The 18,002-nt window shown below is 58.8% G+C and carries 10 protein-coding genes and 2 pseudogenes; 6 read left to right on the forward strand and 6 right to left on the reverse strand.

From position 1 onward, the window contains the following. Positions 1-471 precede the first annotated feature (471 nt). The 5 genes from AB7535_RS30040 to AB7535_RS30060 form a co-directional block, all read right to left on the reverse strand. Positions 472-1,128, reverse strand: a complete 657-nt coding sequence (locus AB7535_RS30040; protein ID WP_341850538.1) for an SDR family NAD(P)-dependent oxidoreductase — start codon at positions 1,126-1,128, stop codon at positions 472-474. Between the two features lie 159 nt (positions 1,129-1,287). Then, positions 1,288-2,181 (reverse strand): alpha/beta fold hydrolase, encoded by an 894-nt coding sequence (locus tag AB7535_RS30045; RefSeq protein WP_354113098.1) that lies wholly within the window; start codon positions 2,179-2,181, stop codon positions 1,288-1,290. Between the two features lie 146 nt (positions 2,182-2,327). Further along, positions 2,328-3,191, reverse strand: coding sequence for a type 1 glutamine amidotransferase domain-containing protein (locus tag AB7535_RS30050; protein ID WP_354113097.1), 864 nt, complete (start codon positions 3,189-3,191; stop codon positions 2,328-2,330). 166 nt (positions 3,192-3,357) lie between these two features. After that, a complete protein-coding gene (locus tag AB7535_RS30055) occupies positions 3,358-4,488 on the reverse strand; it encodes an alpha/beta hydrolase (protein ID WP_354113096.1) in 1,131 nt (376 codons plus the stop codon). Between the two features lie 283 nt (positions 4,489-4,771). Beyond that, positions 4,772-5,806 carry a DUF4331 family protein gene (locus AB7535_RS30060; RefSeq protein WP_231143440.1) on the reverse strand — a complete coding sequence of 345 codons (1,035 nt, stop codon included), beginning with the start codon at positions 5,804-5,806 and terminating at the stop codon, positions 4,772-4,774. A gap of 707 nt (positions 5,807-6,513) precedes the next feature. Between AB7535_RS30060 and AB7535_RS30065 the strand changes: the two genes are divergently transcribed. The 6 genes and pseudogenes from AB7535_RS30065 to AB7535_RS30090 form a co-directional block, all read left to right on the forward strand. Then, positions 6,514-9,324, forward strand: coding sequence for an ATP-binding protein (locus AB7535_RS30065; protein ID WP_231143441.1), 2,811 nt, complete (start codon positions 6,514-6,516; stop codon positions 9,322-9,324). A gap of 301 nt (positions 9,325-9,625) precedes the next feature. Continuing rightward, a complete protein-coding gene (locus AB7535_RS30070) occupies positions 9,626-10,435 on the forward strand; it encodes an AraC family transcriptional regulator (protein ID WP_231143442.1) in 810 nt (269 codons plus the stop codon). A 514-nt stretch (positions 10,436-10,949) separates the two neighbouring features. Further along, positions 10,950-11,489, forward strand: a complete 540-nt coding sequence (locus AB7535_RS30075) for a hypothetical protein (RefSeq protein WP_231143443.1) — start codon at positions 10,950-10,952, stop codon at positions 11,487-11,489. 529 nt (positions 11,490-12,018) lie between these two features. Further along, complete coding sequence (locus AB7535_RS30080; RefSeq protein ID WP_354113093.1) at positions 12,019-12,477, forward strand: hypothetical protein; 459 nt, start codon at positions 12,019-12,021, stop codon at positions 12,475-12,477. Positions 12,478-13,638: 1,161 nt separating this feature from the next. Further along, positions 13,639-16,623 carry a WD40/YVTN/BNR-like repeat-containing protein gene (locus AB7535_RS30085; protein ID WP_354113092.1) on the forward strand — a complete coding sequence of 995 codons (2,985 nt, stop codon included), beginning with the start codon at positions 13,639-13,641 and terminating at the stop codon, positions 16,621-16,623. Positions 16,624-16,680: 57 nt separating this feature from the next. Next, positions 16,681-17,074: pseudogene (locus AB7535_RS30090) on the forward strand (transposase); the annotation flags it as partial. Positions 17,075-17,269: 195 nt separating this feature from the next. Here AB7535_RS30090 and AB7535_RS30095 read toward each other — a convergent pair. Beyond that, positions 17,270-17,599: pseudogene (locus tag AB7535_RS30095) on the reverse strand (transglutaminase-like domain-containing protein); the annotation flags it as partial. Positions 17,600-18,002 lie beyond the last annotated feature (403 nt).

Raw genomic sequence — 18,002 nt, forward strand, 5'->3', positions numbered from 1 at the left:
ACGGAGCGTCAAAAAATGCTCGCCGGCGAGCTCTATTTTGCGCCGCCGTCCCTCTCGCTTGCCCAAGCGCCATACCATCGATCTGACATATCAATGGCGCTATCGGTTACCTGCTTGGTTGCGGTCAGCACTCGACTTACACTCCCAGAAGCTCGTGCTACTAATCTCGCCTCCGACTTCATTGCGCTCCGGCTGTTGCGACGCGAGGGATGATGGCCAAGCTGATCCCGATGCCTAGCCTAGAGCCGGCATAGAAGCCGGTAAAGCCGTTGGCCGCATCGGCGCTCGCGCCAATACATCGGATTACTGCCGCCTCTTTCAACGGAATCAGCCAGAAGCGGATTTATACGCGCGGCAATCGGCCTGCTACTCGATCACCTCGTCGGCGCGCACCAGCAACTCTGGAGACACTGCAATGCCGATCGCTTTTGCGGCGCGCTGGGGGGGCCGCGATCAACCGTTTCCTGGTTCTCAGCCGGCGGGCGTATATACCGTCTCCACCTGCCACGAACCGGGAGGCTGGCTGTGCAGTTGCCAGAACTCTTCGGCAACGGCATTGGCGTCTTTGCTGTTCATGACGAGGCCTGCGACGGTAACGGTCGCGACATGGACGCCGTTTTCCTGGAGCGGCTTGAAGATGCCTTGCGCCAGCGCGCGAATACCGGCCTTCCCGATGCTCAGAGAGAGATAATCCGGGTGCGGCTGAAGGGCGAAGCCACCGCCTGTGAACAAGATGGAACCTGAGCCGCGTGCGATCATGTTAGGCGCCGCAGCTTGCGCAGCGACCATCGCGCCACCGACATTGACGGCGAGATCATAGTTGAACGTATCGCGCGGCTGATCTGCCAACGTGGCCTTTCGCAGCGAGGCCGCATTGAAGTGCAGAACATCTATTCCGGTGAACTCGCTTTCAACCTGCGATACGAGCGCTGCGACGCTCGACGGTTCAGCCGCATCGACCGTGCGCACGCCGACCTTATGACCCTTCGCCTCGAGTTGCCCCGCAAGCTCCTTTGTCTTGGTCTCGTTCCGAGCGCTCAAGATGACCCGGAATCCTTCGCTGGCAAACCGCTCGGCTGTCGCCAAGCCCATACTCGGACCAGTGCCAATGCTAAGAAACGTCTTCATGATCTACCTCCTCGATAATGGGACAACCCCACGTGTTCATCTTCGGTCGACGCAAGGAAGCGCTCGAGGTGCAACGTTTCAACGCGGCCGGCGAATCGAAACGCCTGCTCACCAAAAGGTTGCGTCGCACTTCGCTGAGCGCGCATTGCCAACTACACCTCAAGCGGCGGAGCGGGTTGTTGATAGGGTCTCAATGAGAATTCGGACGAATTCTTCCGGACACTCCAGCGAAGCAATATGTCCGGTGTCCTTTAGGACAATCATCTTCGCACGCTTGATCCAAGCCCGGTTCGCTTCGCGCTCGGCCGGGCGTGACCAATCATGATCGCCATAGACAAGCGTCACCGGGACGTCGATTCGACCGTAATACGATCTCGCCGCGACGTAGCTCGGAAGGCCTTTATAAACGCCACGTGCAACGGTGGAATAGCCCGGCCGTCTGCCACCCTTCACTAACTCGTCGATGAAGTCCGGCGGCAGGCTGCGCGGGTCACGAAAGCCGCCTTTCAGGATACCAGCCAGACTGGCCCGGCTCTCCATAGCGGCGAAAATCGGCCCGATGAGGGGCGCGCGAACGTTTTTAATAATGACCGACGCGAGGAGGTTCGCCCGCTCCACGCCCGGCAAATAGTCGTAGGCATTGAAGGCGACGACCTGTTTCACGCGATCACCAAGCACCGCTGCCGTCGTCAATGCCAGTGTGGCGCCCAACGACTCGCCAGCCAGAGTGACGTCGCGCAGGTCGAGCCGTTCGATGAAATTGACGATATGCTCTCGCATCGCCGGTTCTCGATAATCGGCGCTCGGAACGATTTCCGACCAGCCAAATCCCGGATAGTCGAACGCGTATACGGTAAAGTAATCGGTGAGTTTTGGGATCACCCGTTGAAATAAGTCGAGCTGTGTACGGATCGAATGCAGCAGCACCAACGCCGGGCCCTGGCCGGCCCGCAAATAGCGGACCTTTGGACCGGTGGGGGTTAACGACAGAAACTCCGGCTTCTGATCAGGCCACCAGCGGAGCGTATAGTCGAACTCATTTTGACTAACCATGATCGTTCTCGTTCGCTAAGTCTGAAGTCGAGTCGACCGCAGTGCATCATTGTGATCGTTCGCCAAGTACCGCGGCGGGGGAATGCGCTGCTTGAACGGGTAATTGCTGCCGGTCGGCAGGTCCGCGGTCCGCGCATCGTGATCGGTCACGCTGTCCTCGCCTGGAGTACCTCGGCGAATGTGCGGGCAAAGCTATGGGTGTCGCCGGGCCAGCGTGCCGAGACATAATTTTCATCCCGCACCACCCAGGCAGGGCGATCGTTCGTCAACGTGTCGCGCGATGTGCCGCTTGTCTTTCGCTTGAAGTCGGGATCACTCTCGGGAACGTCGATGAAATCCGCAGAACTCGCGAGTGCGCGGGTAACCTCCTGCTGCACGGACATGTATCCTTTGGGTTGCCCCGCCGCCTCAGTGTACGTGCGATAATAGTCGGGGTCCCAGAAACGTCCGACATGAGCGAGAGCACTGCCCTTGCGTTCCAGTGCCCAAGGCAGCGCCGTGGTCTTTCTTCCATACAGCACGGACCGGCCATCGACCCGCTTGCTGCGTGCGGCCAGCAGCACGCCATGACAGATCGCCGCCACCGGCTTTTCATCGGCGAAGAACTCGGCGATGATCCGCTGAAGAACAGCACTTTCGAGATATTCGCGCATGCCGCGCGCCCGGTGTCCACCGCCGAGCAGCAGAGCGTCGAAGTCCTTGGACGCAACCCGGTCCCAGCGTATCGGGCCGTCGAAGGCCGGATCGCGCAACATCTCGGTATACGCATTCCGGGCATCAGCATTGGCGCTCAGCAGGAGGCCCAGGATACGGATATTGCGGAGCACCGGGATGCCGCTCCAGGGGTCTAGTCCGATACCAGAGAGCATGATCGGGTCGCAGGAGCCCGGCCTGCCGTCGGGCGTCACGAAAACGACCCGATGGCCGTGCTGGGTCAGTATTTTCCAGCTCACCGCGACTTCCGTGGGATCGAAATCGCGGCTGGGGATCGGGAGTAGAATGGAGCTCACTACGAGAGTCCTTTCGATGAGAAGCTGTTGGCCACCCGTGGCTTGAGATCGAGTGCTCGCGTTACAAGGCACGGCGCGACATCGACCACGCGGCGCTACGCCATCTCCCGACGACGTGGATCAGGAGCGCGAAGCGGAGCCATCCGCCTCGCTTCCCTGCATTATCTCAATGCCCGATGTGATCGCGGATGCCGTTTGCGACCTGCAGTATCATCGCTTTAGTAGTCGGGAGGTCGGCAAGCGCATTCAGCAGCCCAAAGTCGTGGATTGTTCCGTCGTAGCGCGCAGAGACCGTGGGCACACCGGCGTCCTGAAGACGATGCGCGTAGGCCTCGCCTTCGTCACGCAGAACATCGTTCTCGTCCGTAACCACCAGGGCCGGCGGAAGTCCGTTGAGTTGGTCTAGACTAGCGCGCAATGGTGAAACATAGGGATTGTCCCGTTCGGCCTTGGTGGGAGCATAGAGATCCCAGCCATACTTCATGAAGGCGCGGGTCAAAAAGCGATTGTTGGCAAACCTCTCATAGGAACAGGTATCGACTCCGGCGTCCGTGGCCGGCCACAGTAGCGCCTGATAACTGATCTTTGGTCCCTTCCGATCCTTGGCCATGAGCGTGAGCGCCGCGGTCATATCGCCACCGACCGAATTGCCAGCGACCGCAATGCGGCTTGGATCAGCACCGAGTTCTTCGGCATGTTTGGCCGTCCATTCAAGAGCGGCGTAAGCCTGATTCATTTGAACGGGGTACCTGGCCTCCGGCAGGGTGGTATATTGCAGGAAAACTGCCGGCTGTCCGGACTCGACGACGATATCGCGCAGGAGACGTTTATGGTTCTCGAAGTCCCCGACGATCCAGACGCCGCCGTGCAGAAACAGGATGACGCCGGGATGTCCTTCCAAGTGGTCGGGTTTCATAAGGAACAGCTTGACGTCACGGCCATCGACCGTGAGCAACTGTTCCGTGGTGTTAACGCCAGACATATCGACCTTGGTCTCGTTCTGTAACGCCGTCAGAATGTCCTGCGGCTTGGGCTGCGGCAGCTCCCAGAATGGAGAGGAATTCTTGTTAAGCTTGACGAGGAATTTTCGGACGGCCGGCTCTAGTTCAAGGTCGTCAGCGATATCTGATGTTGCCGGTGTCAAATGCTCCGAGCACGCCTTGGGCTTGAAGGGAGCTTTTGCGTTGCCCTCATCCTGGGCGAACGCGGTCGTCATCGCCAGGACAGGCAGCATACATGTCCCAAGCAGCAGATACTTGAGTCGAGCCATCGAAAACCCTTTCTTAGCGACCATCATTGGTCTTGCGCGAGAACCTTAGCTGTCCGTCCGGAGGTGATATTTCGAATACGCGCGCGATTTTTTTAGCGATCGCATTTCGATTTATCAGGGCCAATTACATCTCCGGTTGCGCGCTGGACGTTGCTCGTGGGCTGAGAGCTGCGGGCCACTAAATTCTTTATGGTCGCTTTCTCTGTGGGGCGGACGCGCTGGAAGTAGCTCAGAAAGCGGCGGGCTCGCTTCTGTCAAATGACTGATCCGATGACGGACGGTTCGAGACCAATGATCGCGTGGGGGGAAGTCAACTAACCTTTGGAACATATGGGAAGGTTGACGACGGTTTGGATGTGACCGATTCTTTGCCGATACCGAGCCGGATGGGCGTATTCGCAGCGATCGAAAACATGACGTCGGGCGCGTTGTCTATGAGCGACCGCCCATTCCAATCAGCGAATCCGAACACTGCTGACGTTCCGATAACATACGGAAGAATGTTCGGGAAAAGGCGTTGGACAACCATTTCGGCATAGGCGTTCGGGCTCTCGGCAGTGCCGGTGGCGGTCACCGTAGCGGCGATCGCTTTAGCAACAATTTTGCCATAGGTCGCAAAGTCGTCGGCCGGACAACCGGCATTGAGCCGGTTGCCAAGCAACTCGTTGTATTGGGTGAAGAGCGGGTGGATCATTGGCAGGCCCACCCGATTGATCGGACGCCATCCGCCCGCGTCGGTGGCAAGCGTGGCCACGGCCCAGACGCCGATGCGGCGGCGGCCGGGCGCGTCGACGAGCAGCACAGTGTCTGGCACCTCCAGCACGATGGAATAAACGGTATGGCCGGCGAAAAGATTCCTGGCTTGGCTCGGATCCCATCCGGCAAGATTGACCGGGGTGCCGTCCTGAAACGCATGTCCCACGGCGTGAAGCACCTCGGGTTCAATCCAGAAGGGATCGCCGGCATGGCCGGCCCAGATGCGCAACCCCTCTGAGGTCGTGACCATCTCGCCCGTCGTTCCGCGCGCGACGACCGTACCAGCCGCATCAGGATCGGCGGCGTTTGCCCCCCTGAGGCAGCGAAGGACATACGCTTGATTGCCGCGCTCGTCGCGCGCGTCGAATGTTATGCGATAGGTCATATCCTCGACAGCATCGCCGTCGCTGTCGACCTTAAACTCGTACATGCCCTCCGGATGATAGCCCGGTTCCGGTACCGGGCCGGCGATCGAGTGGCAGACGTTAATCACGAAGACAGTGCCGATCTCGCCCCGAAATAGGTACAGATCAGTAATGTCGAGCCGGATGTCCTGTCGCGCAAGCGGCGAATCAAGGTGGTGGGACATGATCTCCTCCTTCATCGTAGCGTGCGCTTCAGCGCGGACCGCCTTGGCCGGTATTGTGTCGGCTTGAATCTCTACCGGTCTTCGTCTGGAGGATTTCAAATCAAAGTGCCGGATTATGAAATTCGCACGATCTCGCCAGGAACGTTCCATTTGAGTAGAAGATCCGGTCGTCCCGGATATTCTCCTGCATGCCAATTTTGGTGCTGAAGAACCAGCCTAGACGATCGAAGGCGACTTACCGGCGATGCGCTCGGCCGGCCGCCTGAGGGGGTGGAGATCCCAATGGCGATACGATGCTGCGGGAAGTCTCTAGGACATTCGGCTCATCGAGCACGATACGCGTCGCCGCTTTGCTCGTCACCTGGCAGCAGATCCTCACCTCGCTCGGCAAGCGCCATCCACTCATCTTGGTGCGCCAAACGGGACGCCGGTCCGATGCTTCGATCGGCAATGGACACAGCTCACTTCACAGTAGCCCTGTTACCCGCAGACGTCGGTATCCCAACCGTCGACGCAGTCTGGGTGGACGAGGCGGCGAACCTCACCGTTGCGCCGGCGCAACCGGGTTGCGAAACTACCAGGTTCCCATCCCGCCACAGAAGCCCCTGGCGGAAAACTGGCGACCTCGCATGGCGGGATGCGCTAGCAGGGTGCAGATCTGCGCCTGGTGGTGCTGCTTCACAATTTCTAAGTCCAGGGGAACGCCGATGACAGGACGCCCGATAAAGGCGCCGCGGTCGAAGCGACGGCAACAAGCTGACGGAAATCGGGGGCGTACCGCGTCACCCGTTCTCTATGGGCGCGAGGACGATATTGCACTTATTGACGCGCTGATCGAGCGGGTCCGTGACGGCGGAGCCGCAATGGCCGTCAGCGGCGAACCAGGTATCGGAAAATCTGCATTGCTTGAAGTTGCGCAGGACCGCGCTCAGTCGCATGGAATGCGCGTACTCCGCCTCTGCGGGGTAACGTCCGAGGCCCATTTGCCCTTTGCGGCGCTTCACCAGGCTGTTGGACCGATGCTGAAGCAGACGAGATCGCTGCCGGCGCGCCAGCGCTCGGCTTTGCAGGCCGCATTCGGCCTGAGCGATGTTATGACCACGCCAGATTTATTCCTCATCGGTCTGGCGACGCTCAATCTTCTGACCGCGAGTGCTGCGCGCAAACCCATCCTGCTGCTCGCGGACGACGTCCAGTGGCTCGACCAGCCCAGCCATGACGTACTCGCGTTCATCTCCCGCCGACTGAGCTCTGATCCAATCGTTCTTCTAATGGCGATTCGGGAAGGCTCGAACCGATCTTTTCCATATTCGGACGAGTCGCGTCATCGACTGTCAAGGCTCAGCATGACCGCGGCCGAACGCCTGCTCGACGCCCAAGCGCCCGATCTCTCGCTAGATCTGCGTCGTCGTTTTCTGGACGAGGCGGCAGGCAATCCGCTCGCGCTCGTTGAGTTACCGCGCGGCGAGCGCAGGTCGATGATCGGCGAGACGACGTGGCTGCCGCTTACCGACCGCCTGGAGCGCGCCTTCCTGAGCAGGGTCTCGGGTCTTCCGATAGCCACCCGCACTCTGCTGCTCGTGATCGCAGAGAACGACAGCAGATCGCTGCGCGAGGTATTTGACGCGGGCGAAGTGCTGCTTAACGACAGCGTCGGGCTTGACGCCCTCGCGCCGGCGGTATCAGCGATGCTGATTGAGATCGACAACATTGAAGCGCGATTTCGTCACCCTCTCATTCGTTCAGCGGTGCATCAGTCAGCGGACCCAAAGATGCGCCACGATGTCCATGCCGCACTGGCCCGCGTCATCAAGGACCAATCAGATCGTGCAATTTGGCATCGGATGGCGTCGACCGTCGGACCCGACAATACTCTGGCGGAGCAGCTCGACGAAGCTGCCGCGCGATCGCAACGTCGCGGCGCCTTGGCGATGGCAATACTCGCGCTGGAGAATGCGGCGCGACTGAGCAGCACACGCGTGGCAAGAACCGAACGGCTGCTGCGCGCGGCCGGGTTTGCCGCCGACCTCGGGCAGCCGGAAACGGTGGAGCGCTTGATACACGAGGCGGACCTGGATCAGACGCAGCCGCGCCTGCGGGCGCGGTTTGCCTGGCTCCGAGAGATTGGCCAGCCTCTGCTGGTCAACGACCCTGGGCGGACTCTCGCGCTGGTCCGCTTTGCCGAGGATGCGCGGACGGACGGCGCCAACGGCTTGGCGCTCAATCTGCTGTGGCGTGCTAGTGAGCGCTGCTGGTGGGGCAATGCGAACGATACAGTGCGCACGAGTATCCTCGCGGCCGCGAATGAACTGGGATCTCCACCGACCGATCCGCGCATGATTGCTATCGCCGGCTATGCCGAACCGCTAAAGCACGGGCATCATGTGTATCAGCAGCTTTCGGCGTACGCCCCTGCAGGTGTTGCGAACCCGGTGGCGGCGTGGACTCTGGGTCTTGCGGCCAATACGATCGGCGCGTTCGACTTCGGCGTCAGTTGGCTGACCGAGGCGAGTACTGCGTTGCGTGAGCAGGGACGGCTCGGAGCGCTGGCACGGGTGCTTTTCGCGCGAAGCTTCGCAGAGACCGAGACGGGCGACTGGATGGGCGCATTAAAAAGTTCTGCGGAGTCGATACGGTTGGGGGAGGAAACGGGTCGAACGGCCTGGGTCGTGGCGGCGACGATAGTGCAAGCGCGACTCGCTGCGATGCGGGGCAATCTCGATGCCGCGGAGGCTCTCGCGAAAAACGCGGAGCGGCTAGTGCGGTTGCCGGGCGCCAGTTTTTGGCTGGCAATGTTGCAGAATGTACGCGGTATCGCCGCGCTCGGGGCCGGCCGGCCCGCTGAGGCTTTCGAACACCTACAGCGCGTGCACATGCCCGCGGATCCCGCGTTCAACACTAGCTTGCAGTTTTACTGGCTCGTTGACTACGTCGAGGCTGCCGTGTCATGCGGCCAAGAAGCCGCGGCCGCCGCCGTCATCGATGTGGTTGAGCGACGTGCGGCGCCCATAGCCGTGCCGTGGGTCCGGATGATGCTCGCCCATGGCAAGGCCCTGCTTGCCTCACCGGCCCGCGCGGAGACGTTCTTTCAGGAGGGCCTCGGCGCCATCGGGCAGAACTGGCCGTTTTCGCGCGGGCGATTGTTGCTTGCCTATGGCGAATGGTTGCGGCGTCAGCGGCGCGTCATGGAGGCGCGAGCACCTCTGCGAACAGCGCGCGACATCCTCGATGCGCTGGGAGCGTCGCCCTGGAGCGATCGGGCAAGACGGGAGTTGCGCGCCGCAGGCGAAACCAGTCGCCCCCGGGAAAACCTCATGCTCGACGAGCTGACGCCCCAGGAACTGCAAATTGCGGAACTCGCGGCCGGAGGACTTTCGAACAAGGAAATCGGCACACGGCTCTATTTATCTCATCGGACCGTCGGCTCTCACCTGTACCGGATCTTTCCGAAACTCGGCGTCACGACGCGGTCAGGTCTACAAGCGGCGTTGAACCGCTCTCCTCGATCCACCGCCTGATCGGAGCGGAGCGAGGCCAGTCATCTGGTCAGTCATTCGACTGAGGCGACACCACCCGAACTCCTGCTATCACTTCAAGATCAACCAGAGCACTTGGATAGCAGCTTTGACAAACGACAAGACCCTTCGATTATCCAGCAACGAACGGGCTGTGTCGCCGGCTACGTGGAACACCACGCAGAGGCAATCCCGGATCCTGATTTCGCTAGAGAGGCTCCGGCCCAGTCTCGCCATCATACACCAGGAGACGAGGTGGCGGCTGCCCGACATTTTGGAGGACATGAATCTACGAAACCCGAGATTGGTCATCTCACGTTGGCAAGGGACGAGTCGAAATGAACATTCATTTGAAGTTTCCGGCGAGTATCACATCCTTGCAATTGCTCTTCAGCCTTCACAGCTCTCGCTACAGCTCGGACCAAAACTGTTCCCGCGCCAAGAGATAGTTCCCGGCATGATCCAGATTACGCCGCCAGGACTCCCGGCGCGTGCCGTCTACTCCCAACCTTATGATACCCTCCACCTTCACATTCCGAACATGCTTCTAATGGAGTGCTTCGAGTGGTCTCACGGCAAATGGCCGCGGGATGGAGTTGCTCTCCGAGATCCTCTGCATGCTCGGGACGTACTACTGCAGAAACTCGGAACGACACTAACATCGATTGACGATCTTCCGAACGGCCGTCTGTTTGCTGATTTTTTGAGCCTAGCGATTATTACGCACCTTCTCGGCCTTTACGGCGAGGCCTCACCTTCAAGAACTCGAAGGACCATCGCACTTTCCAAATGGCGGTTGAAACGCGTAGTCGAATTCATTGAGACGCACCTCGACACACCGGTGGCGCTCGCGGATCTCGCTGGCTCCGCCGGCCTAAGCTCCATGCATTTCGCTGCGCAGTTTCGCGCAGCCACTGGCATTCGCCCCCATGAATATCTGCTACGCCGCCGCATCGCGAGGGCGCAGACCATGTTGGCGACAACAGATATGCCTATTGTTGAGCTGGCCTTGACGGTTGGATTCAGTTCTCAGGCGCACTTTACGGTGGTCTTCAAACGTCTCTCCGGTCTAACGCCACTTCGATGGCGCCGCGTTCATTTCGTGCGATCATGAGATCGACTACCTGCTCCGGGAAGTGTATTCGAATCAGACTTGCCTTCATAACTTGTTTGATCAAGGGGCCGGACCCACACGCCGAAAGGAGATGTTGTCGAGACGGTCCGCCTAAACGCTTGATCCAACTTCGAGGCCACGCGGCCTGGGCTATTGCATGACCACGAGGCAGTACGCTCGACTGCTGATACCGAACGGGCGGGATATCCAATGTTATGGAAGACGTCGGCCTGCGGGTGACTAGGCTCGCTCAAGGAGCCGCACACGCAAGCAGCGCAACGTTCGCATTTGTACGATATCGAAGCCATTAATTTGCAAGTGAGCGGAGGTGGCGTCGACCTCTGCGAGAGAGCTAATCCTCTCAACGGGCTAAAGGCTCGGCTCTATCCTCGGTCAAATGGCCTCGCTTCTCTGCATCGCAACATCGCTGATAACCATGTTTCCGCTTTTAATCTATCTTTAGCGATCTACTAAGAATTCCGGTTTCAAGGTCGTCTCGAATGGGAGGCGACCCATGCCGTTGATCAAATATTTCGGGTTTGTCGGCAGCGCCCTTGTCCTATTGCTGATCGGATTGGGGTGGTGTTTGCCGCAGCAAGTGGCGCAACCTACCGGTGGCTCGACCGACAGGCCAGCCATAAGGATAGCCTCGGCCGAACGGTTGCTCGAGCGGGTCATTATCGACACGAGTTTGCCGACGATTCTCTCGCCGCCGAGCGTACTGGAGTTTGCTGAACGGTGGCCACAAGCACCTGTTGCAGCTGTCGTCCCTCCTCCCAGGACGGCTACTTCGACGCCAGTTGGTAACGGACCGATAAAGCCGAATCTCGCAAACCGAGAACATTCGAAGAATGTTGCTGTTCATCATGCAGCGTCAAAGACGAATATCGAACCCTCGAGGAACGACAAAGCCACGACTCCACCTGCAGTCGCTGAATTGTCTTTGTTGGACAGCTTGAAGGAAGGGTTGGGGCAAGCGCAGGCAAAACTGATGGCAAGCCTCGAACCCTTGACTACCACTGCTTCGAAGTCCCAGCTCGAGACACGGCGATGATGCTATTCCCCAACTTCATCGTTGTGGCTGACCGCGATCGCACCTGGAAAATGGCGAACACGACTGGTGAGACACCTGGGGAGCGAGTTCTCTTCGAAGGAGATACTGCACCAGCACGAGGCTGCCTTGTCCAGCCTGCGAGCGCACCGATCCTGACGATCTGCCGGAGGGGTTCGTCGTCGAACTGAAGCGCAACGAATGACCGACGGCTGAGGGGCCATTTGGTGATCCGGTCCCCGTCGTCAACGAGGTGGCTGGGAGAGCGGTGAATGGGAGATGCGGCGTCATGCACAATGTTTTCCTTGGCATCACCTTCGCCGGAGTCCTGTTGCTTGTCTTAGCGTCTCTTGTCGCCCTTCAAAGGACAATCGAGTGATCGTCGCCTGACGATCCGTTGCACTGCTCGCGAGGAGCTGCGGGCCTGTCGCGGCTTCTTCCACGTGTGTGAGCCATCTCTCAAAAGATTGGGTCGAGTCTGGCGTAAGGTGCACGTGGAGGTCGTCTTCCGCAAACCATCGTGGAGATCGAAATGGCCAAGAATCCAACAGGCTCAGGGAATGACCGGCTCCCGCATCCGTTCCGCGACTTGCTTGCTACCGCTTCCGTGCCACCGCAAGCCGAGTTCCTCGTGCACAGCGTGAAGGTCGTGTGCGGCAAGCAGACCGAGACGAACTGCTGCTGTACCGCAGGCGCCCGGCCGGGCGTGTACGCGACCGAGGTCAACATTCAAAATATCACCGGTCTGCCGGCGCAGGTCGCGAAATTCTTCGTACCTTTGATCAACGCGGGCGCCGTTATCGGGCGCGAGCCCAAATTCGCCGATCCAGCCAAGGTTTCTCAGAACACTGGCGAGCTCATCACGCTTCCACCGCTGGGGGCGACGATGGACGATTGCTGCCGTATCGCGGAATTGCTGCTCGGCGCCCCCCAAGCCGAGAGTCAGGGCTCACGATCGGCTACCTCACCATCGGAAGCTTCTTCGACTTAGCCGTCTCAGCGGTCTACACGGCGACCCCCCTGAGCGGGGACGGCATTAGCATTGACGTCGAGTACATTCTGCCGCGGCGCCTGGGACGTGGCCCGGGTCAGGGCTAAAAGCCGCCTGGCAGAAGGACGGTCATTGCGACCCCCGAAGGAGTTCGGCGCCCCTTGCGCACGCACGGGCGGTCTTCCGCCGCCGGCGGCGCAAGCGGGTCCAGAGCTTTGGTGGATTCGATCGCTGATGGATTTGGCTTCTCACGCGAAAGCATTGAGCTTCGTTTGGAGAGCATCCGAGTTGCTGCGCGACCAAGAACAGAGATTCGCAGATCAGATGTTACGGAAGAAGTCGGCCAGTGAACGAGCGACACTCATAATTGGTGTCCCAGTGCACATATGGAAGTCAGAAATGGCGAGCAGATATGACCAGCGGCGAGTGCTGTAGCGCTTCGCCGTGTCACCGCAGAAAATGGCCCACGGTTGATCAGCGAAGCTGTCCTATCACTCGTACTCAGCAACGCAAACGGAATATCTCATCGCTCATCATCAGGTCGGCAGCGTGAATCAGAGATACCGCGATCGAATCCAAAAAGCGATTCAAGCAAAACGCATTTCGTTTTTAGCAAAGCCTGTCTTCAAGGAGCCTCTCGAGCACCACCGTCATGAGAAGGTGTCCAACGCCGTGTAGCGGCGCTCGATGGCTCAACGACCGCTTTGCGACAAAAGCGGCCCGCTTTGACCCCTTGCTGACTTTAACGTCAGCACAGCTTCGCATAGCGGCGGGAACGTGGTTTGAAGTTTTGTTTCGCGAGGTAATCGCACAGTGCGCCGCGATTCTCGCGGGGCGCGATCGCGGCGGGCGCAGAGCGGTAGGGCGAACCGAAATCTCCCGATGGTAATTAGGTATCCGCTCCAGAACTTCGAGATCTCGATGTCGGCGAGCCCGCCTTGCAGTGGGAGCGACAGTGGTCATTGCTACTGCGCTAAAATTTGCGGTTGTGTGAGATAGTTCACGTCCATTTATATTGGTTGAGGGTTGCTTTCACTTCCATCTTGCACGCTGGGGTGGAGCGAATGTTCCTCTCCAGGGAAAGTGCCCCCTGCGCCCGGATTTATCGGGCTGTTGCGGGGGCGTTATCGTCCTTAATCCTTCGGGCAAATGGAGGGAAAAATGAAATGCCAGATGTACTCGGCACTTTTCGTTGCAGTTGTAGGATTCGCGCTTCCCGCGCAGTCTCAGCCATCACCAATCGATTGGACACTCGATGAATTTCAGCCCAACGTACCCTACGGTGGACGAGCCGACACGATCGCGGTCAACCCCTCCGACAACCGCATTATGTTTGTGGCTTCGGAATCGGGTGGCCTCTTCAAGACTACGGACGGCGGAACGCATTGGAGCCATGTGGATACGCTTGGCGCCTATTACACATCGGCCGTCGCGTATGTGACATCAGACATTCTTCTGGCAACAGCGACGGATCGGTTCAGCGTAGGGAACGAAGGAGGCGGCATCTGGCGAAGTTCCGATGGCGGCGTTACTTGGTCGCACATCCCCAGCCCCTCTCTCGGCGGTCCTAGGGATCTCCGCTTTGATGCAAGGGAAATTTCCATTGCACCGGACACTGGCGATATTTTTGTTGCGACGAGCTACGGTGTGGCCAAGAGCAGCGACCAAGGCGCAAGCTGGATTGTCAGGGGCCCCATCAACTTTGCGGCAATCTCTGTGTCGGCCCAATCCGGTAATCTTGTGATTGCTGGCTCAAATGATTCAAGATTCTCCACCAAGGTCGTTCGCTCGGACGATGGTGGCGCAACTTGGGCCGCCACAAATTTTCCGGTCCCTGTCAGTTTTCCGGTCCCTGTCTTCGACTTGCACGCGCTTGCCGCCTCGCCCCTCGACGCCAATACCTTCTACGCCTATGGCGATCCAGACTTTTTCGTCAGTGAGGATGGCGGAGTGAGCTGGTCGAAGATCGTCCCGACGTTTTCACGTGGCCCGCAAGACTTTTGCGGCGGAATTGGATTCGTCAAACCTTTGGCGACGCCCACAGGCCTGACTTTGTGGTTGGGGAACCGCTGCACCGTTGCGAAGCTTGTAGCTCCGCAGATTCCGGGAACATCTCGTTTCGACTATAGCGGCCCGGTGATCCAGTCGACCGCCGATCACTGGGATACGCGCGATATGGCATTTCGCACGCAGGGGCCGGACACGGGCGCGCCGCTTCTACTGGCTACCGATGGAGGCGTGCATCGCACATTGGACGGTGGCGTCAACTGGACGCTCACAGGCTCGGGCCCGAACGGCTACAACGCGTTGCAAATTACTGAAGTGAAAGGTCAATGGATCGATAACCTGGCAAAGTACGATCTCTACATAGCGGTCCAGGACAACGGCATTTGGGCCTCCGGGGATGGAGGCTTGACTTGGCCGCCCCCTAATGCTGGTCCCGAGGGCCTCAACATCGAGATGCAAAAGCACTTCCGGTCGCCGGCCGACAGCGTGGTCACCGTGACTGCGTGTGGTCCTTGCACAAATAAAGTAGGCGGAAGGGTGTTTTCCCAAACATATGGAGCGGCGTTTTCCGGACTGCATCAATGGCCCGATCCTCCCGGCCCGGTCGTTGGACATCCGACCTCTATTTTCAAGTCGTTCCATAACCAGGGGGTCGACGACACACCAGGCAAATTCTTAAAGGGGTTTGCTGCGACTCACGATCTGGGCTCGAGTTGGACCCAATATGCCGTCGTACCGGCAGACCGCCGGGACATTCCGAAGCTCAGCGCGATTCGCGTTGCGCACCGTCAACTGCCGGTGCAGTACCAAGCGATCAGGACCGGATTCGACGCAACCCGAAATTTCGAGATCGTACATCTCGTGAGGTTGACGATGTCCCCCCCAAGCACGATGGCAAGCGTGTATTTCCCGGCAATGAATGGGTTTGGAGGCATTGGCATCTCTCCCCCCGATTGGGACTGGCATCATGTTTTTGGAGTTGACCCTAAAGACAGCCAGCATCTGATTGCGCCCGATGTCATCAATGGAAAGATAATGGAATCGCACGATGGCGGCGACAACTGGAGCGAAATTCCGGGGCTCACGTCTCTTGTAACCGATGCGGGTCGATTCCGGTCTGGCGCGGGGGCCAGCCCGTTCAACGTCGGGATTTTCCCAGCCTTCCCGTTCGACGTTGGGCACTTCCCGTTCGCCTCGCACGTTTCATTCTCCGGCGATGATCCCAACAGCGTTGCCATTGGCACTCAACAGAACGGCCTCTTTGTCTCCAGGGACAGGGGCGCTACTTGGATCAAGGTACCGAATTCGGAGCGCGCTACGGCCATCACCTCCATCGACTGGATGTCCCCGACGGATGCCTTTGTCTCAACCCTGGGCCGTGGCCTTTGGAAGCTGACCGGCAGTCAGGTCGTTACGAGCGTACGCCCGCTTTGCGTCATCCAATCCTGCCGCATTAAATATATCTTTAAAGGTGATCCCTCACCCGATCGATTCAAACGCGGTATTGTTGTGTTCGAAGGAGAGATCATGGGCGCCCGCGTAGAAGCCGGAGCGCTTCGTGAATTGTCAGTTACGCCGCAAACCTCGCTTGCGTTTGTCGGCGCTCCTGTAAAACTCGCCATACGGTACACGAACCAGCGTATCGGAATCATCGGGATAGAAACTAACAAGACCTTTGCACTGCCCTCCGGCAGGTTGCTGACCGGACTTGCGCTGGACGAACGCGGTGGGCTATTTGGAGCGCTTTACACGAGCGGGAGAATTCCGCTCTCTGATAAATCCGCGACGCGACAGGACGTGAGAACCGCTGACGCGCGCTTTGTTCTGCAGCAAAATCGCTCTCCGACCTTATCGAAGCCGTACATTTCGCTTTCGGCGACGGGCAAGGGAATGGACAACGTCGAACCGGAAGATCCGCTGACGCTGACAGGCGAACGAATGCCCAGCGGCGCAGTGCTGGAAATCGTTTTGGATGGAAGTGCTATAGGAAAGACCGAGGGCGACCGCAGCGGTTTTCTGAAGACTATTATCAAAGCCCCCCGAGAACTTGGGCCTCACACGCTGATCGTACGTGACGCCAATACGAAGCGAACGATCGACGGAGCGAGTTTCGTCGTCCGTCATCGGGATGCTGAGTGACAATAGTTCCTCCTTTGAAACACATCCAACTCGCCCGACGAGCGCTTTGTTGAAGGATTGGATCGCGGCCAGAGCACACTGTTTCCGGCATCGCTCGACGACTATGTGACCGAGGATAACCCCGGTGCGAGCGGTCGACGTGTTTGTTGACGGTATCGATCTCGACAAGCTCGGGTTTTTCGGTGTCCAGCCGCTCGACACCGGCCGACCTAGCTATCGCCCCGGTGTTATGCTCAAGCTCTGCATCTACGGCTGCCTCAATCGCGTGCCGTCGAGCCGACGCCTGGAGCGAGAATGCCAGCGTAATATCGAGATGATCTGGTTGACTGGGCAGTTGGCGCCGGACTTCAAGACCATCGCAGATTTCTGCAAGGACAATGGCAACGCCATTCGTGAGGTCTGCCGCGAGTTCGTAGCGCTGCGCCGCAAGCTTGATCTGTTTGTTGCAGCGAGGCGGATTGCTGGAGGCGATGCAGGCCTGAGGCCAGCCTCTGCGTGACCAAATCAGCGCCTACATAAAGCTCCCCGGTTGCCACCCAGGGTGAACACCACTCAAGTGGTTTCAGAAAACCTCAAGTGAAGCGACGGGAAAGGATCGGCTTTACCTAGCTTGTCGTTCCCAAACTCAGGCGTGGCCTCGAATTGCTCAAGCACATTGCCGTTTGGCAATCTGCTGCGATGCATCGCCATTCGGCAGAAGCGAAACCGCATCGTCGACCAACACTTCTTCAGTCATTACGTTGAAGCGTACCACCTTCGTCGGGCCAAACGCAGTTGAGATAGCGACGTCAGCAGCATCTCTTCCGCGAGCGATGACGATGCGGCCGATGCGGGGATGGTTGTGCCTCGCGTCGAACGTATACCACTTCCCGCCAATGTACGCTTCAAACCAAGCGCTAAAATCCATCGGCGCTGGATTTCGCGGGACGCCAATATCGCCGAGATAGCCTGCACAATAGCGGGCTGGGATGTTCATGCCCGCGCGTTGAGAAGGTCAAGCACGTCGTTCAGATCGAACGTTGGCGTTTCGACTACATGTTCGGTATCGATGAAACGAGCCACCGAACCGGTCCTTATTACGATATCCGACACATTCAGTTTGCAGGGCCTATTCTCGAACCGAAGGGCGTGTTGAAGGCCACTCACGGCGAGGTCATCTGCTTCCCTGACAACCGTCTGATTGGAGCATCAGAGCAGCCGATCCGAAAGTTTGGGGACAGGCTCGGCTCTCGCCTACAACGAAAGCGGCAAGCGATGGAGGAAAATTGAAGTCACCGCGGAAGACCTCTACGGCCTCGACCCCGAAGCGCCTGAGCCAGAACCTCCTTCATCGCCAGTAAAGTCCGGCAAAGTTCTGCCGTTCAAAAAGGGTTAGATCT

Source organism: Bradyrhizobium sp. 956_D2_N1_4, assembly GCF_052076025.1.
Taxonomy (GTDB): domain Bacteria; phylum Pseudomonadota; class Alphaproteobacteria; order Rhizobiales; family Xanthobacteraceae; genus Bradyrhizobium; species Bradyrhizobium barranii.

Bases quoted from the DNA above. Each gene is read 5' to 3' on its own strand.
- AB7535_RS30040 (WP_341850538.1), bottom strand. From the start codon at position 1,128: ATGAAGACGTTTCTTAGCATTGGCACTGGTCCGAGTATGGGCTTGGCG.
- AB7535_RS30065 (WP_231143441.1), top strand. From the start codon at position 6,514: ATGACAGGACGCCCGATAAAGGCGCCGCGGTCGAAGCGACGGCAACAA.
- AB7535_RS30085 (WP_354113092.1), top strand. From the start codon at position 13,639: ATGAAATGCCAGATGTACTCGGCACTTTTCGTTGCAGTTGTAGGATTC.
- AB7535_RS30060 (WP_231143440.1), bottom strand. From the start codon at position 5,806: ATGTCCCACCACCTTGATTCGCCGCTTGCGCGACAGGACATCCGGCTC.
- AB7535_RS30045 (WP_354113098.1), bottom strand. From the start codon at position 2,181: ATGGTTAGTCAAAATGAGTTCGACTATACGCTCCGCTGGTGGCCTGAT.
- AB7535_RS30075 (WP_231143443.1), top strand. From the start codon at position 10,950: ATGCCGTTGATCAAATATTTCGGGTTTGTCGGCAGCGCCCTTGTCCTA.
- AB7535_RS30055 (WP_354113096.1), bottom strand. From the start codon at position 4,488: ATGATGGTCGCTAAGAAAGGGTTTTCGATGGCTCGACTCAAGTATCTG.
- AB7535_RS30080 (WP_354113093.1), top strand. From the start codon at position 12,019: ATGGCCAAGAATCCAACAGGCTCAGGGAATGACCGGCTCCCGCATCCG.